The 20,475-nt window shown below is 57.5% G+C and carries 17 protein-coding genes; 11 read left to right on the top strand and 6 right to left on the bottom strand.

From position 1 onward, the window contains the following. Positions 1–4: 4 nt before the first annotated feature. From UR504_RS00115 to UR504_RS00135, 5 genes are all read left to right on the top strand, one after another. Positions 5–943, top strand: coding sequence for an ABC transporter permease (locus tag UR504_RS00115; RefSeq protein ID WP_414464873.1), 939 nt, complete (start codon positions 5–7; stop codon positions 941–943). Further along, on the top strand, positions 933–1,739 hold the full coding sequence (locus tag UR504_RS00120) for an ABC transporter permease (RefSeq protein WP_029741505.1): 807 nt from the start codon (positions 933–935) through the stop codon (positions 1,737–1,739). The genes UR504_RS00115 and UR504_RS00120 overlap by 11 nt, the downstream gene beginning before the upstream one ends. 24 nt (positions 1,740–1,763) lie before the next feature. Continuing rightward, on the top strand, positions 1,764–3,188 hold the full coding sequence (gene patD / locus UR504_RS00125) for an aminobutyraldehyde dehydrogenase (RefSeq protein ID WP_302235431.1): 1,425 nt from the start codon (positions 1,764–1,766) through the stop codon (positions 3,186–3,188). Positions 3,189–3,370: 182 nt separating this feature from the next. Beyond that, entirely contained in the window at positions 3,371–3,544 is a 174-nt protein-coding gene (locus UR504_RS00130; protein ID WP_013096478.1) for a GhoT/OrtT family toxin, read from the top strand. Positions 3,545–3,631: 87 nt separating this feature from the next. After that, positions 3,632–4,387, top strand: a complete 756-nt coding sequence (locus UR504_RS00135; RefSeq protein ID WP_271367999.1) for an alpha/beta fold hydrolase — start codon at positions 3,632–3,634, stop codon at positions 4,385–4,387. A 71-nt stretch (positions 4,388–4,458) separates the two neighbouring features. Here UR504_RS00135 and UR504_RS00140 read toward each other — a convergent pair whose 3' ends face one another. From UR504_RS00140 to UR504_RS00150, 3 genes are read right to left on the bottom strand one after another with little or no spacing between them, the layout of a single operon-like run. Further along, positions 4,459–6,636 (bottom strand): virulence factor SrfC family protein, encoded by a 2,178-nt coding sequence (locus UR504_RS00140; protein WP_302235432.1) that lies wholly within the window; start codon positions 6,634–6,636, stop codon positions 4,459–4,461. Then, the gene (locus UR504_RS00145) at positions 6,633–9,614 is read right to left on the bottom strand and encodes a virulence factor SrfB (RefSeq protein ID WP_302235433.1); all 2,982 of its coding nucleotides are present in this window, start codon (positions 9,612–9,614) and stop codon (positions 6,633–6,635) included. Before UR504_RS00145 ends, UR504_RS00140 begins: the two co-directional genes overlap by 4 nt. 4 nt (positions 9,615–9,618) lie before the next feature. Next, entirely contained in the window at positions 9,619–10,965 is a 1,347-nt protein-coding gene (locus tag UR504_RS00150; RefSeq protein WP_302235434.1) for an SrfA family protein, read from the bottom strand. Positions 10,966–11,248: 283 nt separating this feature from the next. Here UR504_RS00150 and UR504_RS00155 point away from each other — a divergent pair, with 283 nt between their 5' ends. After that, a complete protein-coding gene (locus tag UR504_RS00155; RefSeq protein WP_249575973.1) occupies positions 11,249–12,847 on the top strand; it encodes an ABC transporter substrate-binding protein in 1,599 nt (532 codons plus the stop codon). Between the two features lie 96 nt (positions 12,848–12,943). Next, the gene (locus UR504_RS00160; RefSeq protein WP_127731079.1) at positions 12,944–13,177 is read left to right on the top strand and encodes a YdcY family protein; all 234 of its coding nucleotides are present in this window, start codon (positions 12,944–12,946) and stop codon (positions 13,175–13,177) included. A gap of 3 nt (positions 13,178–13,180) precedes the next feature. On the opposite strand, the gene UR504_RS00165 is transcribed toward UR504_RS00160, so the two are convergent. Both UR504_RS00165 and UR504_RS00170 read right to left on the bottom strand, forming a co-directional pair. Further along, on the bottom strand, positions 13,181–13,630 hold the full coding sequence (locus UR504_RS00165; RefSeq protein WP_032656841.1) for a DMT family transporter: 450 nt from the start codon (positions 13,628–13,630) through the stop codon (positions 13,181–13,183). Further along, on the bottom strand, positions 13,627–14,145 hold the full coding sequence (locus tag UR504_RS00170; RefSeq protein ID WP_115875262.1) for a GNAT family N-acetyltransferase: 519 nt from the start codon (positions 14,143–14,145) through the stop codon (positions 13,627–13,629). The genes UR504_RS00165 and UR504_RS00170 overlap by 4 nt, the downstream gene beginning before the upstream one ends. A gap of 148 nt (positions 14,146–14,293) precedes the next feature. Here UR504_RS00170 and UR504_RS00175 point away from each other — a divergent pair, with 148 nt between their 5' ends. The 3 genes from UR504_RS00175 to UR504_RS00185 all read left to right on the top strand — a co-directional run bounded on the left by UR504_RS00175 (position 14,294) and on the right by UR504_RS00185 (position 16,898). Then, on the top strand, positions 14,294–14,869 hold the full coding sequence (locus tag UR504_RS00175) for a helix-turn-helix domain-containing protein (RefSeq protein WP_008501301.1): 576 nt from the start codon (positions 14,294–14,296) through the stop codon (positions 14,867–14,869). Positions 14,870–14,934: 65 nt separating this feature from the next. Next, complete coding sequence (locus UR504_RS00180; protein ID WP_320739129.1) at positions 14,935–15,975, top strand: NADP-dependent oxidoreductase; 1,041 nt, start codon at positions 14,935–14,937, stop codon at positions 15,973–15,975. A gap of 254 nt (positions 15,976–16,229) precedes the next feature. After that, positions 16,230–16,898: a GntR family transcriptional regulator gene (locus UR504_RS00185; protein WP_111963665.1), complete on the top strand. Its 669-nt coding sequence runs from the start codon at positions 16,230–16,232 to the stop codon at positions 16,896–16,898. Positions 16,899–17,017: 119 nt separating this feature from the next. Here the strand turns inward: UR504_RS00185 and pqqU are convergent, their stop codons facing one another. Continuing rightward, positions 17,018–19,132 carry a TonB-dependent receptor PqqU gene (gene pqqU / locus UR504_RS00190; RefSeq protein ID WP_302235435.1) on the bottom strand — a complete coding sequence of 705 codons (2,115 nt, stop codon included), beginning with the start codon at positions 19,130–19,132 and terminating at the stop codon, positions 17,018–17,020. A 242-nt stretch (positions 19,133–19,374) separates the two neighbouring features. Here pqqU and UR504_RS00195 point away from each other — a divergent pair, with 242 nt between their 5' ends. Beyond that, entirely contained in the window at positions 19,375–20,436 is a 1,062-nt protein-coding gene (locus UR504_RS00195) for a YncE family protein (RefSeq protein ID WP_127731071.1), read from the top strand. Positions 20,437–20,475 lie beyond the last annotated feature (39 nt).

Below are 20,475 nucleotides of genomic sequence, written 5' to 3' on the forward strand. Positions count from 1 at the left end.
GTCTATGAGTGTCGCGCATCCTCCCGCCCTGCACGGCCGCTTCAGCCGCATGACGGCGCTGTTCTGGCGAAAACCGTCGCTCGGCCTGTTCCTGCTTCTGCTCGCGCCGCTCATGTGGTTTGGCATCGTCTATTTAGGATCGCTTCTGACCCTGCTGTGGCAAGGGTTTTACACCTTTGACGATTTCACCATGGCGGTCACGCCGGACCTGACCCTGGCGAATATTCAGGCGCTCTTCAACCCGGCTAACTACGACATCATCCTGCGAACCTTAACGATGGCGATTGCGGTGACGATTGCCAGCGCCATTCTCGCATTCCCGATGGCCTGGTACATGGCGCGATACACCCGCGGCAAGTGGAAGGCTTTCTTCTATATCGCCGTGATGCTGCCAATGTGGGCGAGCTATATCGTCAAAGCCTACGCCTGGACGCTGCTGCTGGCGAAGGACGGCGTGGCGCAATGGTTTCTCAACCATCTCGGGCTGGAGCCGATTCTGACCTCACTCCTGACGCTCCCGGCGATTGGCGGCAACACCTTGTCCACCTCCGGGCTGGGACGGTTTTTGGTCTTCGTTTACATCTGGCTGCCGTTTATGATCCTGCCCGTACAGGCGGCGCTGGAACGCCTGCCGGCCTCGCTGCTGCAGGCCTCGGCCGACCTCGGCGCCCGCCCGCGCCAGACCTTTCGCTACGTCGTTCTGCCGCTGGCCATTCCGGGCATTGCGGCGGGATCCATTTTCACCTTCTCCCTGACGCTGGGGGATTTCATCGTTCCGCAGCTGGTGGGGCCGCCGGGCTACTTCATCGGTAACATGGTCTACTCGCAGCAGGGTGCCATTGGCAATATGCCCATGGCCGCCGCGTTCACGCTGGTACCCATCGTGCTTATTTCTCTTTATCTGGCGTTCGTGAAACGTCTGGGAGCATTCGATGCACTCTGAACGCGCACCGCTGTTCCTCAAAGTGGCAGCGTGGGGAGGCGTTATCTTTCTGCACTTCCCGCTGCTGATAATCGCGACCTACGCCTTCAACACCGAAGACGCCGCTTTCAGCTTTCCGCCTCAGGGGCTAACGCTGAAGTGGTTTAGCGTGGCGGCGGGGCGCGGCGATATTATCGAATCCGTGACGTTGTCACTTCAAATTGCCGCGCTTTCCACCGCCATTGCCCTTGTGCTTGGCACGCTTGCTGCAGCGGCGCTGTGGCGAAGCGAGTTTTTTGGCAAGAATGCGATCTCTCTGCTGCTGCTGTTACCGATTGCGTTACCGGGGATCATCACCGGCCTGGCGCTGCTGACGGCCTTCAAAACGATTGACCTTGAGCCGGGGTTTTTCACCATCGTGGTGGGACACGCCACCTTTTGCGTGGTGGTGGTGTTTAACAACGTAATTGCCCGGTTCAGGCGCACCTCCTGGAGTCTGGTCGAAGCGTCGATGGATCTCGGGGCCGACGGATGGCAAACCTTCCGCTATGTGGTGCTGCCCAATCTGGGTTCAGCGCTGCTGGCAGGGGGTATGCTGGCGTTTGCCCTGTCGTTTGACGAGATAATCGTCACAACATTTACGGCGGGACACGAGCGCACGTTACCGCTGTGGTTGCTCAACCAGCTCGGGCGTCCGCGCGACGTGCCGGTCACCAACGTCGTGGCTCTGCTGGTGATGCTGGTGACAACTATCCCCATTCTGGGAGCCTGGTGGCTAACCCGCGACGGCGAAAACATTGCCGGCAGCGGGAAATAACAGTGAATTCAACAGGAAAATGCTATGCAAAAACATCTGCTGATAAACGGTGAACTGGTTGCCGGAGAGGGTGAGAAACAGCCGGTTTATAACCCGGCCACCGGAGAGGTGCTGCTGGAGATTGCTGAGGCGTCAGCGGCCCAGGTCGACGCGGCGGTTCAGGCTGCCGACCGTGCTTTTGTGGCGTGGGGACAAACGACGCCGAAAACCCGCGCCGAGAGCCTGCTGAAGCTGGCGGATGCGATTGAAGCCCACGGCGAGGAGTTTGCCCGGCTCGAATCCCTCAACTGCGGCAAGCCGCTGCACTGCGCGCTGGGTGATGAAATTCCGGCGGTGGTTGACGTTTTCCGTTTCTTTGCCGGGGCCGCCCGCTGCCTTAACGGGCTGGCCGCCGGAGAGTACCTTGACGGCCATACGTCGATGATCCGCCGCGACCCGGTGGGCGTGGTTGCCTCTATTGCACCGTGGAACTACCCGCTGATGATGGCAGCCTGGAAACTGGCACCCGCGCTTGCGGCAGGGAACTGCGTGGTGATTAAGCCCTCTGAGATTACGCCCCTGACCGCGCTTAAGCTGGCAGAGCTGGCAAAAGATATCTTCCCGGCGGGCGTTCTTAACGTGCTGTTTGGTCGGGGCAAAACGGTCGGCGATCCGCTTACCGGACATGAAAAAGTCCGTATGGTCTCGCTGACCGGTTCAATTGCTACCGGGGAACATATCATCGGCCATACGGCGTCCTCCATTAAACGCACCCACATGGAGCTGGGCGGTAAAGCGCCGGTGATCGTGTTTGATGATGCCGACCTGGATGCGGTCGTCGAAGGGGTGAGGACGTTTGGCTTCTACAACGCCGGGCAGGACTGTACCGCCGCCTGTCGTATCTACGCGCAAAAGGGCATTTACGCCGCGCTGGTGGAAAAACTGGGTGCTGCGGTTGCTAGCCTGAAAATGGGCGCACCCGAGGACGAATCAACCGAGCTGGGGCCGCTGAGTTCGGCGGCGCATTTATCCCGCGTGTGCAAAGCGGTGGATGAGGCCAAAGCCCTGAGCCACGTCACCGTCGTGACCGGGGGCAGCAAAAAAGAGGGGGCGGGCTACTACTTCCAGCCAACCCTGCTGGCGGGGGCCAAACAGGAAGATGCCATTGTGCAGCGCGAGGTGTTTGGCCCGGTGGTGAGCGTCACCGAATTTGATGATGAGGCGCAGGTGCTGGCCTGGGCGAACGATTCGCAATATGGCCTGGCGTCTTCGGTCTGGACCAAAGACGTGGGCCGCGCCCATCGCCTGAGCGCGCGCCTGCAGTATGGCTGCACCTGGGTGAATACCCATTTTATGCTGGTGAGCGAAATGCCGCACGGCGGCATGAAACTATCGGGCTACGGGAAGGATATGTCGGTCTACGGGCTTGAGGATTATACGGTCGTGCGGCATGTCATGATAAAACACTAATCCTCCCAGCCTGGCCGCATGCGAGGCCAGGCGTTCTCCTTGCCTGCCACACGTGTTACGAAAGATACTCAATTGTTATTAGCCGTAATTTTTAAGTGGTTATTCTGTAACGAAAAAACTTGATCTGTGTCAACATATGACGCATATTGCGTGCGGTTATTTTTTCGGCTCTGGTATACAGAATGACGTTGTATCAAAAGATGTTGGTTTTTTACGCAATCATGGCTTCCATCTGCGCATTAATTACCTGGTTCCTCTCTAAAGACCGCAAACGTATCCGCCTGCTCAGCGCTTTTCTGGTGGGGTCAACCTGGCCAATGAGCTTTCCCGTTGCGCTGCTGGTCTCGCTTTTCTGAAGCACGCTTCCAGTTTTAAAAGATGAACATAGCATTCCTGATGTGGTGACTGTATAAATACACAGTGCATCATAAAAAGGAGTGCTTATGAACAGTTTTTACTCGCAGCAGGCCGGTTGCACCGTGCGCTGGCATGACCTGCCCGGCACCGGCGATCCCGTGGTGTTTATTCACGGGCTGGGCTGCGCCTCTTCCTACGAATATCCCCGCGTCGTACATGACCCGCTGTTTGGCGCGCGCAGAGCGATTCTCATCGACTTGCCCGGCAGCGGCTACAGCGATAAGCCTGAGCACTACAGCTATAAAACCACTGACCAGGCGCACGTTGTCGCGGAACTGATTGACCATCTTGAGCTGGATTCCTTCTGGTTATACGGCCACAGCATGGGCGGTAGTATCGCTATCGAAACGGCGGGGCTGCTGGGGTCGCGCGTGAAGGGACTGATGGTGTCAGAGCCCAATTTCCACGCGGGTGGGGGCATGTTCAGCCGGTCTATTGCAGCGCAAACCGAGCAACAGTTTCTGGAGCAGGGTTATGACGCCATGCTTAGCGCAGAAAAAACGGCGTGGGCCGGGTGCCTGCAGAGTAATGCGCCGTATGCCGTCTGGCGGGGCGCATCGAGCCTGGTGGCGGGCGTTGAGCCCGAGTGGGAAGCGCATTTCCTGTCACTCCCTTGCCCGGTAACGTTGATTTTTGGCGAGCTCTCTCTGCCGGATGACGATGTGGATAATCTGAAGCAAAAGGGCGTTGAGGTAAAAATTATCCCTGCGGCGGGGCACTCGATGTCGTGGGAAAACCCCTCTGCGCTGGCGCGGGCCTTAGCCGAATGTATGACGATGTGATTATTGTGCGATTTATCATCGTTGCGAAATGTAGGCCGGGTAAGCGCAGCGCCACCCGGCAAGAAGGGCGGCTACTTTATTAAAGCCCGCAGTGCCTGACGTGCGTCAGGCTGAACATCATGCGGGTGCTGGTAATCAATGTTCTCTATCGCGCGGCTATAGAGTGCGACCAGCCAGTCGTACACGTACGCGGTGGCCGCATGTACAGGCTGTTCTCCCAGGCGCGTCAAACGAGGCTCGGCGCTGCTGACCACCGGCGTGACGAAGATGGCCTGGCCCTTGCGGATGCGGCTTGCCGGACGCGTTGCCACGGGCGTCTGGTCGTAACCCAGCCAGCCAACGAAATTGCCCATCACGGCATGCAGCTGTGCCGCGCTACTTTTATCCGCTTCGACAATGCGCTGAAGCTGTTGAGGCAAATTCAGCCGGTAGCTGGTGACGACCAGCACATCCGCGATTTGCTGTAACACCTCAGGATCCAGCCCAAGACGGGCGGCGGTCGCCTCGTTGCGGCTCCACTGGCGCAGATGATTTATCCAGACTCGGTGCGCGAGACGCGCTTTGTCTTTTGTCTGGAACAGGCCAGTGCTTTCCTGCGCGTTCTCGGCAAACAGGTCAATGGTGTCCGTAAACAGCCCGTTCACCTGCTCCTCGCGAGGCTGCTGAACGGCGAGCAGCGTTTCAAAGGCTTTCAGAGGCGGCAGCAAGCCTTCAAGCAGTTCGCCGTGGCGGGCGGCGCTGCTTTGCAGCATGCGCACCATGTTTTCCGCCTGAGCGCGTCTTGTCCCCGGTTCCTCAACCAGCGGTGCCAGATAGCTTTGCACCAGCGCCGACAGCTCCTGACGCAGCGCGTTTTTCAGCGTGCCGAGACGTTTCTGTCGCTGCGCGGGTAACGTGGCCTGGGACAGCCATTCGATGACGCGCTGCATGCTGTGGCTGTCCAGCGCCTGCAGCGTGCCCCAGCGTAAACCCGGCTTTCCGAGCAGATGCTGTACGGCTTCATCGAGATTCTGCCGGGTAGTAAAGCGGGCGTCATGCGGGGTGATCGCCCACACCAGCCCCGGCAGGGCAGATTCTTCAGCAGGCTGCGTTTCCTTGACCCAGTTCATCAGCACTTTTGCTTTTTTAGCCGTCTGCTCGTGATGCGCCGTCGCATTGCAAATCACCAGCACATCCGGCTGAAGCTGTTGACGGTAATGTTCAAGAAGCCACTGGGATTTTGCCTGGCGTAACGGATCGGCACGGTTATCTTCAAAAACCGGAATATCAATAATATCGACGTTATCCAGAGCGCCGTTCTCAACCGGCAGCACCAGCTCGCGGGTCAGGAATGCCAGCACGTCGACCGGGATGCTGATGGCGTTAAGCATTTCACCGCTATTCAGCGGATGAAGCAGCGTCTCCTGCGCGTCCTGAAGGTCTAACGCGCCGTCGTGCGTCAGGAACCCTTCACCCGGCAGCCCAAAGCTGTCCACCAGCAGGCTAAGCGGGGCAGCAAGATCGCCGGCATGGCTGGTCTGGTGCAGCACATGGGCCAGTTTTAACCACTGCTGGGTCAACTCCTGCTGCTCGCCCCAGAGCAGCGACCAGACGCTGGCTCGCGTGCTGAGATCGAGAGAAGGTACCAGTTGGGCAAACTCATGCCACAGGGCATCATCGATTTGCTGCTTAGCGGCGGGAACCGTGCTTTGCCAGAAGCGGGCAATCGTCCCCACTTCCTGAGCCGTGATGCCGGGCACGCTCTGCGGCTGGCGCAGCCCGCGCCACTTCTCCAGACGTGTCTCAATGACCGCTTTATCCACCGCGCGCATCTGTGGATGGAGGGTCGTACGGGCAATAAACAGCTGTACCAGCTCGGCCTCGGTGACAAGACTCAGACGCAGCGGGAACGCTTCATCCGCCACCTCCGTGTTTTCACGGGTAAAGCGGACGGCCATATTGGTCAGGGCATGTCCCGGATTGATATGCGAAAAATAGTCAAAGGTGCGCTGGCCCGGCGTCACGTTCAGGCGTCCATTACCGCTGCCGCAAAGAGACAACAGCAGGTGCGCTTTCGCGCTCTGCGAATGGCCGTAAAGCCCAACGCTGCTCTGGCGGGTCATGGCGCGTTCAATAGCCTGTTCCCGCGCCTGCGCCGCGTTGATGCGGGCAAGCAGGGCGTCGGCATCGTTATCCAGCACAGGGGCGTTCAGGCGCGTCTCATTAATCCACCCAATTAAGGCCTGAGTGGTGGTCGTCGTCTCTGTCATTTCAGGTATACGCTCCCGCTGTCGATCCAGTAGTGGCTACCGCTGTGTCGGCGATCGGCCAAAGTGTTCAGTTTGAAGGTTAATGCGTCAGGCGCAACAGGCGTGCCGTCCTGCAGCCAGGCATCGCTCAGCTCGAAGGCCTCCGGCCCCTCCTGCTTGCTGCCGCCGCAGAGCCTGAGCCGCACGTTCAGCACGCCGTCACCGGCAATGGCTTTCGCCAGTTCAGCCGAGTTGATGCTGAGCGTGTAGAGCGGCGTGGCGGGCCAGCGCGCGTTCGCCAACTGGCGGAAGCCGAGAGTCACGTTACCGCGCAGCGGGAAGTGCAGACGCGCGTCAAGCTTCGCGCCGGGTTTATCCAGGTCGATATCCTGGTACCAGACGTTTTCCTCGCGCAGGGTATTGACGGTGTTATCCAGCACGCCCAGATAGCGCACGGTGGAATACGCGCCAATGTCCGCAGCTTTAAAGTTAAAGCGCGGCAGGCGCAGGTCAAGCGCCAGGCTGCAGAGCATGGCCCCGACTGCAGCTGTCGATTTCGGGTTGCCAATGCGCCCCTGCTGGCTGAACGGATACCACTCATGTACCTGGTATTTATCCAGCCAGACGATGCGGTTGACCGGCACCGGCTGCAGATGTCGAATGAGCGCCTGCACACCGGGCAGGCAGCCGGGGCGTCCGGTGATCAGCAGAATATCGCAGCTGTAATGTGAAATCGCCTCACACACCGCGTGCAGCGGGGAGGCCAGCGTAAACTGCCCGGCCAGCATCGCATCCTGCATTTCGCGGAAGCTGACGTGCAGCGGCACGGCGAACAGGTCGAAAGCGTCAGAGCCCGCAGGCAGGGCATGATCGATCGCCTGCTGCAGGTAGTTCATCACGTTGCGCGTCGGCTTCTGCGGCAGGAGATCGCCAAAGGTGGCATGCAGACCGGCCAGCGGATCGTCAACGTCGCTCGATTCCCACGCGGCAAGAATGGCATGGCCAATCGGCATAAAGAGCTGCAGCGCCGTCTGCTGGCGGAGTACGGCCTGGGTATCAATACGCCCGGAGTCGCCGAACAGCGAGGCCATCAGCAGCGAGGCATCAGCAATACCGGATTTCTGCAGCTGCGTTTGCAGCGCGGGCAACACGTAGCGCTGAATCACGTCCAGAAGCGTATCGTCGCCCGCGACCTTAAATCCTTCACGGAACAGCAGCTGAGGGGTGATTTTGACGTTATTGCCAGAACCGTCGTCCAGCTGATAATGGGTGATCGCCATATCCGTTGTGCCGCCGCCGATGTCGATGGACGCGACGCGCAGCGCGCGGCCCGGCTGGCTACCCGGCTCAGGTTCGCGGTCCGGACGGGCCAGAGAGGCGAAGAAGGCTTCGGTCTGGCCGCCAAAGCGGGAGATGGCTTCGTTATACAGCCAGACCAGCTGACCGCAGCTGGCTTCATCCCACTCCATCTGGATTTCTGGTACCGGCACCACGCTTTTTTCCTGCTGTTTGCGGGTGACAAAATCCTCATCCTGCGGGTGCCATCCCATCGCTTTCCAGACGATGGCGATGGCTTCAAACATGCGGCGACGGAAGATCTCGCGCTCCTGCTTTGGCATGGCGGAGGGCAGCGTCAGGATCAGCGTGCGCAGCTGGCGCGGCGACGCCGGGAATCCCAGACGTAAGCGCGTGGCGACGCTGTTGATCTGCCCCAGCGCCTGCGCCAGCAGCTCGCACAGCATGTGGGTCATCAGCGTACTGCGGCTGTACTGCGGCGAGAAGACCGGCAGCCGCTCGTCCTGCGGCAGCGTGAAGAGCGGCTCGCCGTCATCGTTCATCAGGTTCATCAGCGGAAACGCGGTGGCAAGCGGTTCACGCTGGGTCTTGCTGTTCATCTGGCTAAAGCGCCAGTCCTGCACGACCGGCGTTTCATCCCACAGGTAGCGACGCGGGCTCGAGATGCCGCTGTTGCCTTCGGTCCCCAGACGCTGCATCGCCAGCTTGCGGGCTTCATCACCCACGCGAACAATGGACGGCCAGACAAAGGCATCTTCGCGACCGCTTTCAACCGAGAAGTGCTGCTTGCCAAAACGCGCTTCCGAAAACTCGAGACGGCTGGTGAACAGCGGCGCATTCAGGAACTGCGGCTCGCTTAGCGAGCGAACCTGCAGCTCGGCGGTCTGGCGCAGGCCATCGTTGGCATCGCCGTGGTCTTCAATAATGACGCCACAGGTGTGGGTATTGCCCACGTCGAGGATCAGATCGACCGGAATGGCAGGCGTGCTGAGCGTATGGGTTACAAATTTCACTTCCGGCACGGTGAGCTGTTCACCGAGCATGGTCATCAGGTTGAGCCAGTGGGCCTGATATTCAAAACCGCGCATCGCCTGCTGGAGATCGCGTTCAGAGCGGTTTTCAACGCCGTCGGCATACTGGGTAAATGCCTCGCGCAGCCAGCCGTCAATCCACGTCTGGTCGAGGAAGCTTTCAACCTCCTTGTCTCGCCAGGCCAGCGCGAAACGGGTCCCGTTCAGAATATCGTTTTCAACCGGGGAAAGGGCGGAGGTGGCGTGTTCAGCAATCTGGCTGTCAAGGGCGAGAGTGACGCGGTGCGTATTGCCTGCCGTGTCGGGTGTATCCAGCCTGCGCACCTGAACGCGCGCCCAGTTATCCGGCCCCTCAACGAAGGTTCGCGGCGGGTTGAAGCGCAGGAACGGAACCGGAAGCCAGACGCCGTCCAGCACCGCCAGGGACTGATGCAGCGGGATGGTGGTTTCCGGCTTAACCACTTCAGGCTGCCCGCCGTTCGTTCCCGGCAGGGTATAGCGCCCGTTAACCAGGTCGAAATCGAGTCGCAAAAGCGGGCCGTTCGCGGTTTTACGTACGAAGCGCCCGTTGCTGGCGGTGTCCTGCGGCGTCAGACCGAAATCAAGGAACTGCACGCCGCTGTTGGCAATAAGCGTGACGCTTTGTTTATAGTCGCAAAGATTTACCAGCATAGGATCAGGCACCTGCTTTCTTGAACGTCAGTGGAACGACGGTATTGGCATCATAACGGGCGCGACATTCTGCGATATCGCTGGCGCCTGCTTTACAGGCAACTTCCGGCATCGGGTAGCGGGAACCGTCGGTGCAGCGGGCAGTACCGCGACTTTTAATCATCAGCTCGCCGTTGCTGTGCAGCCCGGAGAAGACCTCCGCGCGGCAGACGACGTTGTCGCCATGGACAACCCGGGCGAAGCCTTTATTGTTCTGGATCTGATAGCGCATTGACGGCGGTTTGCCGGTGACCGGATCTTTCACGTCGAGAACCGCACGCCAGGTACCGTTCAGGAAACGCGTCGATCCCGCTTTCACCTGATTCGCTTCCATCACCATGGCATCTTTCGGGATGGCGACAATCACCACCGGGGCAGGCTGTGGTGCAGGCGCTGGAGCAGGCTCTTTTTCTTTGTTTGCCAGCACCTCTGCCTGATGCAGCGGCAGTTTCATCGCCAGCGGCTCAACCGCTTTGATCGGCTTTGGCGCAATCTCGACGGGTTCTGGTGCGGGCACCGGTGCGGGCTCAGCGGAGGGCGACTGTTTTGGCCACAGCAGCGGTGCGGCAATGGCGGCAACGATCACGGCAGCAACCGGCAGCGTCCACAGGGGAACACGACGTTTTTTCGCGACGATCGGCAGAGCAGGTTCCTGAGCGGGTTGCGCAACCGCCGGGGCTGGCTTTGGCTCATACAGCTCTTCCGGCGTGATGCGCACCACCGTGGAAGGGGCGATCAGCGGCTCGTCGGCGTATTCAAAGGCTACAACCGGTTCTGGCTCAGGCTCGGGCTCAGGATCTTCAATCACAACGGGGGCAGGCTCAGGGACCAGCGATTCTCGCAGGCAGTCGAGAACATCGTCGCGCGCATTTTCGTTCAGGTTTACAAAGCCCCAGAAGCTGATGACAGGCTTTCCGTCCACCAGGAAAAGGAAGTTTTCACCCGGGAACTGAAACGCCTTTGACAGCAGAGAGCCAAAAAGCTGCTGCGCGGTTTTGGGGGACTGGAGGCATTTCTTGCTTAACGACTCAACGCTGGCGAGCGTGTTTTCCAGATAGCGCAGGGCGCGATAGCGGTCATCTTCATCTGCCGCTTTCCAGCTGGTTACGCTCCCTTCAACGGGGGAATACCAGTCCACGCGGTCACCGCTGTCGTTGACCTGAGGAATAGCCAGACAGTCGACGATGGCCTGTTGTTTGCGCAACCGGAGCGCTTCCCGGATTTGTAACGCTGATTCAAAAACGGCTTGTCCGCCGCCGCCAACGGCCTGAAAGTCATCCAGGTTACCGCTGCGTAAAAGAGTTTTTGCCACGATTTGATCCCATATACTTCTTCACACCGTTACTTTAACGAAACCAGGAAGCAACCAAACGGGGGAAGAGACGCTAAAAGGACCGATTTCTTGCGGCATAGAAAGTGACGGTTGTGCTTGACGAATAATGGCACTTAAGGCAAATCATCTTTTTGGGCGCTGGCGGTTAAAACAGCAAAAAACGCGGCTTTAGAATAACCTGATAGTGTTTCGTTATTTGCCAGGTCAAAACGCCTGTGCTGTTATTACTGTCCTATATAATAAAACTGTCAGGGTTATAACCATGTCTACAGGGAAAACACTGCTCGCCCTTGCGCTGAGCGCGCTGTTACCAGCCGGTGCCGCATGGGCGGCAAACAACGACACCCTTATTTACTGTTCTGAAGCGTCCCCCGAGTCCTTCAACCCGCAAATCGCCAGCTCTGGCCCGTCTTTTGTGGCGAGTTCTCAGGTACTGTACAACCGCCTGATCAATTTCGACCCGGTGAAAAACACCCCGGTGCCGTCGCTGGCAGAGTCCTGGACGATCTCGCCGGACGGCAAGACTTATACCTTTGCCCTGCGCAAAGGGGTGAAGTTCAACAGCAATAAATACTTCAAACCGACGCGCGACTTTAACGCCGATGACGTTATTTTCTCAGTCATGCGTCAGAAAGACCCTAAACACCCGTACCACAACGTGTCGCAGGGCAACTACGAATACTTTAACGATGTGGGTCTCGATAAGCTGATCCAGGACGTTAAAAAGGTCGACGATTATCACGTTCAGTTCACCCTCAGCGAACCCAACGCCGCGTTTCTGGCCGACTGGGGGATGGATTTCGCCTCCATTCTCTCCGCCGAATACGCCGACGCGATGCTGAAAAAAGGCACGCCTGAGAACGTGGACACCTGGCCGATTGGTACCGGGCCTTACGTGCTGCAGCAGTACAAAGTGGATTCGCTGATCCGCTACGTCGCAAACCCGAACTACTGGGAAGGCGAAGTGCCGACGAAGCATCTCATCTTCTCCATTACGCCAAACGTGGAAACCCGCCTGGCGAAGCTGCAGACCAACGAGTGCCAGATTATTCCTGCGCCATCCCCGGTTCAGTTTGACGCCATTAAGAACAACAAAGACCTGACGCTGCACTCGGTCGATGCGCTGAACGTCGGCTATCTGGCGTTCAACACAGAGAAAAAACCGTTCGATAACGTGCTGGTGCGTCAGGCGCTTAACTACGCGACCGACAAGAAGGCCATCGTTAATGCGGTCTTTATGGGATCGGGCACGGTGGCAAAATCGCCGATCCCGCCAAATATGCTGGGCTTCAATAAAGACCTGAAGGACTACAGCTACGATCCTGAAAAAGCGAAAGCACTGCTGAAGCAGGCGGGTCTGGAGAAGGGCGCGGAAGTCACGCTGTGGTCAATGCCGGTTCAGCGTCCGTATAACCCGAACTCGCGTCGTATCGCGGAGATGATCCAGAGCGACTGGGCGAAAGTCGGCGTTAAAGCCAAAATTGTCTCCTACGAGTGGGGCGAATATCTCTCCGGAATGCGTAAAGGCGAACATGACTCCGCGCTGTTTGGCTGGATGTCCGATAACGGCGACCCGGACAACTTTGCCGACGTGCTGCTGGGCTGCAACAGCATTAAAACCGGCTCAAACGCCGCGCGCTGGTGCGATAAGGGGTATGATGCGCTGGTGCAGAAAGCGAAGCTGACCAGTAACCCGGCCGAGCGCGCGAAACTTTACGGCCAGGCGCAGGAGATTTTCTACCAGCAGGCGCCGTGGATCGCGCTGGCCAACGGAAAAACGTTCTACGCGACCCGCAGCAACGTGACCGGATACAGCGTGAGCCTGATGGGCAGCGATTTCTCTAAGGCGAAGCTGAACTGATCGTTTGCCCGGTGGCGCTGCGCTTACCGGGCCTACGGTTCCCCCTGTAGGCCGGGTAAGGCGTAGCCGCCACCCGGCACATAACAAGGAGTGACAATGTCACATTTAAATGAAGTTATCGCCCGCGTCGATGCCGCCATCGAAGAGAGCGTGATTACCCACATGAACGAGCTGCTGATTGAATTAAGCGATGATGCTGAGCTCAGTCGTGAAGATCGCTATACCCAGCAGCAGCGTCTGCGCACCGCGATTTCGCACCACGGTAAGCAGCATAAAGAGGAGATGGAAGCGCGTGAGGAACAGCTGACGAAAGGCGGCACCATACTGTAACGTTTAAAACTGGCGTCGCGCCACCAGCCAGGCTCCGACCACCAGCATCACCGCACCGCACACCGGGCCAATCAGGGCGCGCAGCGGAATGCCATTGCTCCTTAGCACGTCCATCACCAGCCCGCCAATCAGCTGGCTTGCCACCAGCACGGCGATGGTCGTCGCCGCGCCAACGTTCTGATATCCGCTGATGCTGGCAAACACGAAAAACGACCCCAGCAGCCCCGGTATAAGCGTCCACCAGCGAACCGTTGCGGCCAGCTCGCTGAACCCGGCGACGCCCTGTTTCAGCAGCAGAATGCTGACAAACAGCACAATGCCGACCAGGGAGTTCAGCAGCATCGCGATGAGAATGGTGGAGGAGGACTGGGTGATACGCACCATCAAGGTGTTTTGCACCACCAGACCAATTCCCGCCGCCACCAGAAACGCCAGCGTCAGCGACTGATTCATGGGATTGCGTCCGGTTCGCTGCGCTCGTCCAGCTGCAGCTGCATAAAGGTTAAGTCCAGCCAGCGGCCAAACTTGGTTCCCACCTGCGGCATCTGCCCCGTGATGACAAAGCCGAGCGTTTCGTGGAGGTGAATCGAGGCATGGTTTTGCGCTTCAATCCCGGCCACCATCACGTGTTTACCGATGGCGCGGGCCTCGTTTATCAGCGCGATCATCAGCGTGCGGCCAATGCCTTTTCCCTGATGTTCCGGGTGGACGTAGACCGAGTGCTCAACCGTATGACGAAAACCGTCGAAGGCGCGCCAGTCGCCGAAAGAGGCGTAGCCGGTAATCACGCCGTCTTCTTCGCTTACCAGAACCGGGTAACCCGCGAGAGTGCGTGCCTCAAACCAGGCGATTCGGTTATCGGTATCGACGGTTTTATCGTTCCAGATCGCGGCTGTATGCAGCACCGCGTGGTTGTAAATCTCTCCTATCGCAGCGCAGTCTTCTTTGCAGGCATGACGAACGATCATGATTAAACCTCTGTGTGTTGTTCACTATAGTGTTACGTTGTGGCTACGATATTACACAACCGTATAGCTCGAACGCTACGGCATAAGCCATATTTTTTTGTTATCAAAAGCCCATTGAAATGCTCTTCATTCACTATAGTATGACGTCATGAACACCATAACAGACACGATGAATCAACGGATTAGCGCAAGAATTCGCCTGGAGCGTGAGTCTCGCGGGTGGTCCCTGAGCGAGCTGGCCGACCGGGCAGGCGTCTCCCGCGCCATGATCCACAAGATTGAACGCGGGGACAGTAGCCCGACGGCCACCTTGCTTGCCCGCCTGTCTGGCGCGTTTGGCATCAGCATGTCCACGCTGATTGCCCGGGCCGAGATGCAGGAAGGCAAGCTGCTGCGCCTTGCAAACCAGCCCGTCTGGCGCGATCCGCAGACGCACTACCTGCGCCGCCATGTTTCTCCCCGCACCGATCTGCCCATCGACCTTGTTCAGGTTGAACTGCCTGCGGGCAGCGATGTTCCGATGCCTGCATCTTCTTACGCGCTGGCGCGTCAGCTTATCTGGCTCCAGTCCGGTGAGCTGGTGTTTCAGGAGGGCGACACTCGCCACGAAATGCACGCCGGCGACTGTCTCGAGCTGGGGCCGCCAAATGACTGCCGGTTCATCAACGAAACGAATGAAACCTGCATCTATCTGGTTGTACGGCTTAACCAGTCCGGCTCGTAATGCTAATGCGATAACGCCGATCGTGAGCCAGGCTGTAATAACATTTGTACCAGAAGGAGATCCTGATGAATCAACCTGTTTCGCAAAATCGCCGCTGGGTGCTGGCCTCTCGTCCTCAGGGCGCGCCGGTGGCGGAAAATTTTCGTCTGGAAACGCAGCCTGTTCCAGCCCCTGTTGAGGGGCAGCTTTTGCTTCGTACCGTCTGGCTGTCGCTGGACCCGTACATGCGGGGGCGCATGAGCGATGCGCCATCCTATTCACCGCCGGTTGAGCTGGGTGCGGTGATGGTGGGGGGAACGGTCAGCCGGGTTGAGCAGTCGAATCATCCCGATTTCAAACCGGGTGAATGGGTGCTGGGCTACAGCGGCTGGCAGGAGTATGACCTCTCGGACGGCAGCGGCCTTGTGAAGCTGGGCGAAAATCCGGCTCATCCTTCCTGGTCGCTGGGGATACTGGGTATGCCGGGCTTTACCGCCTATATGGGGCTGCTGGATATCGGGCAACCGAAAGCGGGTGAAACGCTGGTGGTGGCGGCGGCGACCGGCCCGGTTGGCGCGACCGTCGGGCAGATCGGCAAAATCAAGGGTTGTCGGGTGGTTGGTGTGGCCGGTGGCGCAGAGAAATGCCGCCATGCCGTTGAGGTTCTCGGGTTTGACCTGTGTCTGGATCATCACGCGGCCGATTTTGCCGACCAGCTGAAGCACGCCTGCCCGAAAGGAATTGATGTCTATTATGAAAACGTCGGCGGAAAAGTATTTGACGCCGTGCTGCCGTTACTCAATACCTCCGCGCGCGTGCCGGTATGCGGTCTGGTAAGCGGCTACAATGCGACGGGCTTGCCCGAGGGGCCGGATCGCCTGCCGCTTCTGATGGCGACCATCCTGAAGAAACGCATTCGTATGCAGGGCTTTATCATCGGACAGGATTACGGGCACCGCATTAAGGAGTTCCAGGAAGAGATGGGGCGCTGGGTGCAGGAGGGGAAAATCCAATATCGCGAACAGGTAACGGACGGGCTGGAGAACGCCCCCGAGGCGCTGATTGGCCTGCTGGAAGGACGAAACTTCGGCAAAGTCGTGATTCGCGTCGCGAGTGACAATAAATAAACAGCAATATGGCGGGGTTTCCCGCCATATTTATTTGTGAAGATACGATATATTGTCTTTAATTACTGGACATAGCTTTTCGCGCCATCATCCCGGATGAGCCCGAAAACGATAAAAAACAAAATTTGCTTTTTTTGCTGTTTTTACGTACTTCCCACCACCAGGCATGACGATACAGGATATATCGGACCAGCGCCGTTTTATTAAAACTGGCGTTTAAAAATAGCATTAAGTTTTAGCTACAGGAATTCCACATGCTTGATTTGGATCACTTAGAAAAAGCCCAAAGGGTCAGTCTTACTATGCAAGTTGAACTCAGTTTGAAAGGAGCGTTAATTACAGGCTCACTCAAACCTGGGGCGCGACTGATTACGAAAGAGATTGCCGATAAATTAGGAACCAGTATTACCCCTGTTCGCGAGGCGCTTTTGCGCCTGGTGTCATCAGGGGCATTACACGCTACGCCCGCGCAGGCATTTCTGGTTCCGGAGGTTACGCTGGAGCGCTATAACGAGATTAACGCCATAAGAAAACAGCTTGAGCCAATGGCGGTTGCCGCAGCCTGTCGGAATATGTCTGATAGCAAACTGGAGGCGTTGCGCAAATTGTCGGAGGCCTTCCATGAGGCCATGCGCAACGGGAACGTCCAGCAGGCGTTGCATGCGAATCGCGTCTTCCGGTTTACGCTGTATCAGTATGCGGAAATGCCTACGCTTAATGCATTAATTGAGCAGCTCTGGGTGCGCATCGGGCCCTGTATGAACTATCTGCATCAGGAGCTTAACGATATCAAAGCCTCGACATATCACTATGACGAACTCCTTTCCGCCCTTGAGAGAAGAGATGTTGTTGCCTGCCAGAAGGCGATTGATAAGGTGATTGATGAAGCGAATTTGCTTTTACAGCGACAATATTTTAACTAAGAGATTATTTAGCAGGGCGACTATATTTCGCACCTAATTATTTATCCGGTGAATAACTCCTGATGGTTTATTGCCATCAGGAGCGTTATTTTATTAATCAAATAAACTTTTTTTTTAGCTTACTCGAAGCGATAAGAGACCGACAGCCCGACCCCGTAGTTACGGCCTGGTGCAGGCTCGTAATAACGACCGTTAGACTCGTTGACAATAACCGAGCCCGCGTACTCTTTATCGAACAGGTTATCGACGCGGCCAAAGACGTCCATGCCCCAGCTGCCGTAGTTGAATTTGTACCCTGTGTTCAGCCCGACCACCGTATACGACGGCGCTTTCGCCGTATTCTCGTCGTCGGCCATGATATCGCTCATGTAACGCACGTCCGTGCCCGCGTACCAGCCTTCCTCCGGCTGCCAGCCAAACGAGGCGAAACCCATATTGCGGGCAATACCCGGCATCCGGTTACCGTTACAGTCTGCGTCGCTGCAGACGTTAGTCCGGTAGGTGGCATCCAGATACGTCCACGCCATCTTCAGCTTCCAGTTCTCAGCAAACTGCTGATCGAGGGAAACTTCCACACCCTGACGACGAGTTTTCCCGGCATTTTTATAGGTTGTGCGGCCGCCTGAACTGGAGTCCACCACGATCTCGTCATCCGTATCGGTGCGGAACAACGCCGCCGTCAGCAGGCCGTTGCCGATTCGGGTTTTGCTGCCCACTTCATACGTATTGTTGGTGGACGGCTGCAGCCCAATGTTGAGGCCTCCCTGGTTATCGGCGCGATAGGAGAGTTCGTTGATAGTTGGCGTTTCGAATCCACGCCCTGCGGCAGCGTAGAGGTTCCATCCGTCCGTCACCGCATACTTCACGGAACCGGCCGGAAGCCATTTGTGATAGCTCGCGTCACCGCTGTCATCACCGTTGCCCGGCGTAACGTAATGATCGTTGGAATCAAACCAGACCGAACTGTAGCGCACCCCCGCATCAACAGAGAGTTTCTGCGTCAGCTGCCAGCTCGTTTGCAGGTAAGGGTCAACGTTCCACATCAGGTTGCGTTCGTTTCGACGCTTATCACCCTTCACGCCGTAGTCCGGCACGCCGTTGCTCATCACGAAGTTCTCGTATCCGCGACGATCTTCACTCAGGTTTTCGTAGTTCAGACCGGTGGTAAAAGTCACCGGTACCAGCAGCTCGCCGCGGTGCGTCCAGCGGGTATCCACGCCCTGATAGTGGCGCTGCATATCAATCACCCCGCCGGAATGGGAGGCTTTTAGCTGAGGCTGATACGGAATCGACTGGTACTGCGTCATTTCACGCTCACCGGCGTACATCATCACGCTCAGGTCGTCCTGAGCGCTGAGCTGACGATCGTAGCGCAGACCGGCCTGGGTCTGCTTGATGGTCTTGCGGGTGTTGTACTGGTCGCCGCGCGGAGACTGACGCGGATTGTTCTGCCACTCCTGATAGCTCAGCCCGCCCGGATCGTTGGCCTTCATGTCCACGCTGTTGAAAATCAGCGTCAGCTTGCTGACGTCGTCAATGCGCACGCCCAGTTTGGCGTTAGCGAGGTTTTTCCGCGCGCCGCTGTGGTCGCGGTAGCCTTTGGTGGTGAAACGGGTGGTGGAAACGGTGTAATCCACATCGCCCGCGTGGGTGCCATCACCCATCGCGCCGGTGGCTTTCATGCCGTAGCGCCAGGTACCGTAGCTGCCGTAATAGCTGCTGGCTTCAATGGTCGGCGGCTGCTTACCGGTCTGGGTGTTGATGTTAATCACGCCGCCGGAGGCGTTGCCGTACAGGGCTGAGAAGGGGCCGCGCAGCACTTCAACGCTCTCCACGCTGGAAAGATCGATGTTGGACGTCTGGCCCTGTCCGTCCGGCATGGTGGCAGGGATACCGTCGACATACATACGGATACCGCGCACGCCAAACGTTGAGCGGGCACCAAATCCGCGCATCGAAAGCTGGAGATCCTGGGCATAGTTCTGACGGTTCTGAATTTGCAGCCCGGGTACGCTGCCAAGAGATTCAGACAGGTTGATGCGCGGCGCGGCCTGGCGCATGTCATCGCCATTAACGACGCTGACCGCTGCCGGTGTATCGAGTTCCGATACGGTTTGCGGCGTGGCGCTGACGATCATGGTTTGTTCTTCCGCGCTCATTGCGGTGAGCGGCGCAAAAATAACAGGAACCAGCAGCAGCGGGAGAGAAGCCTTACGGGCAGAAATGATTTTCATGAATAAAACCGGTTGTGGTATGTAAACGAACCAAATGGAACATGTCCATATATGTTAAAGGTTTTGTAAAAGTTTTGAAAACTATAACCGCACATTGCGTTAATGGAAGGCGAAGCGGGAAAGAAAAACTCCACATTCAACTGATTAATGATTACTATTCTCATTATCAAAAGGCAATGCCATGACGTTGTCTGCCGGAAGTGATGTCAGCCCAAACCCCACTTTTCAGAAAAGGAATTGTTATGTCTTTACGTCATCTGTGCTCACCGCGTCTGAGCCTGTCACTGCTGTCTGCCACTTTACTGCTTGCCGGGACGTTCCAGGTGCATGCCGCCGAAGAGGTGCTGCGTAAAGCGGTGGGCAAAGGGGCGTATGAAATGGCGGTCAGCCAGCAGGAGAATGCGCTGTGGGTGGCGACCTCGCAAAGCCGTAAAACCGATAAGGGCGGAGTTGTCTACCGTCTTGATCCGGTCACGCTGGACGTGACGCAGGCGATCCATAGCGATCTCAAGCCCTTTGGTGCCACCATTGACAATGCGACCCAAACGCTGTGGTTCGGCAATACGATCAACGGCGCGGTAACCGCGATTGATGCTAAAACGGGTGACGTAAAAGGGCGGCTGGTGCTGGACGGGCGTCAACGCAGCGAAACCGTCAAACCGCTGCAGCCGCGCCAGCTGGTGGCGGACGACGCGAGCAACACCATTTACATCACCGGTGTCGGTAAAGAGAGCGTGATTTGGGTGGTGGATGGCGCCACGCTGAAGCTAAAAGAGACCATTGCCAGGACCGGTACTTACAGCACCGGCCTGGCGCTGGATGGGCAGGCTAAACGTCTTTACACCACGAATGCGGACGGCGAGCTGTTAACCATTGATACGGCCACGAACAAAATCCTGAGCCGTAAAAAAGTACAGGATGACGGGAAAGAGCACTTCTACCTGAACCTGAGCCTCGACACAGCCGGTCAGCGTGCGTTCCTGACTGATTCAAAACAGCCGGAAGTGCTGGTGGTGAGCCTGAAAGACGGCAGCGTGATCGCGAAAATCGCCGCGCCGGAATCCCTGGCGGTCCTGTTTAACCCGGCCCGCAATGAAGCCTATGTGACGCACCGTGAAGCCGGCAAGGTGAGCGTGATAGATGCGAAAACGTATAAGGTGACTAAAACGTTCGACACGCCGGTCTACCCGAACAGCCTGGCGCTCTCTGCGGATGGCAAAACCCTGTACGTGACGGTGAAACAAAAATCGACTCGCCAGCAGGAAGCCACCCAGCCTGACGATGTCATTCGTATCGCGCTGTAAGATAAAAAAAGGGAAGGCATTTGCCTTCCCTTTTTAATG

The organism is Enterobacter sp. 241F3, from assembly GCF_034106785.1.
GTDB classification, from domain to species: domain Bacteria; phylum Pseudomonadota; class Gammaproteobacteria; order Enterobacterales; family Enterobacteriaceae; genus Enterobacter; species Enterobacter vonholyi.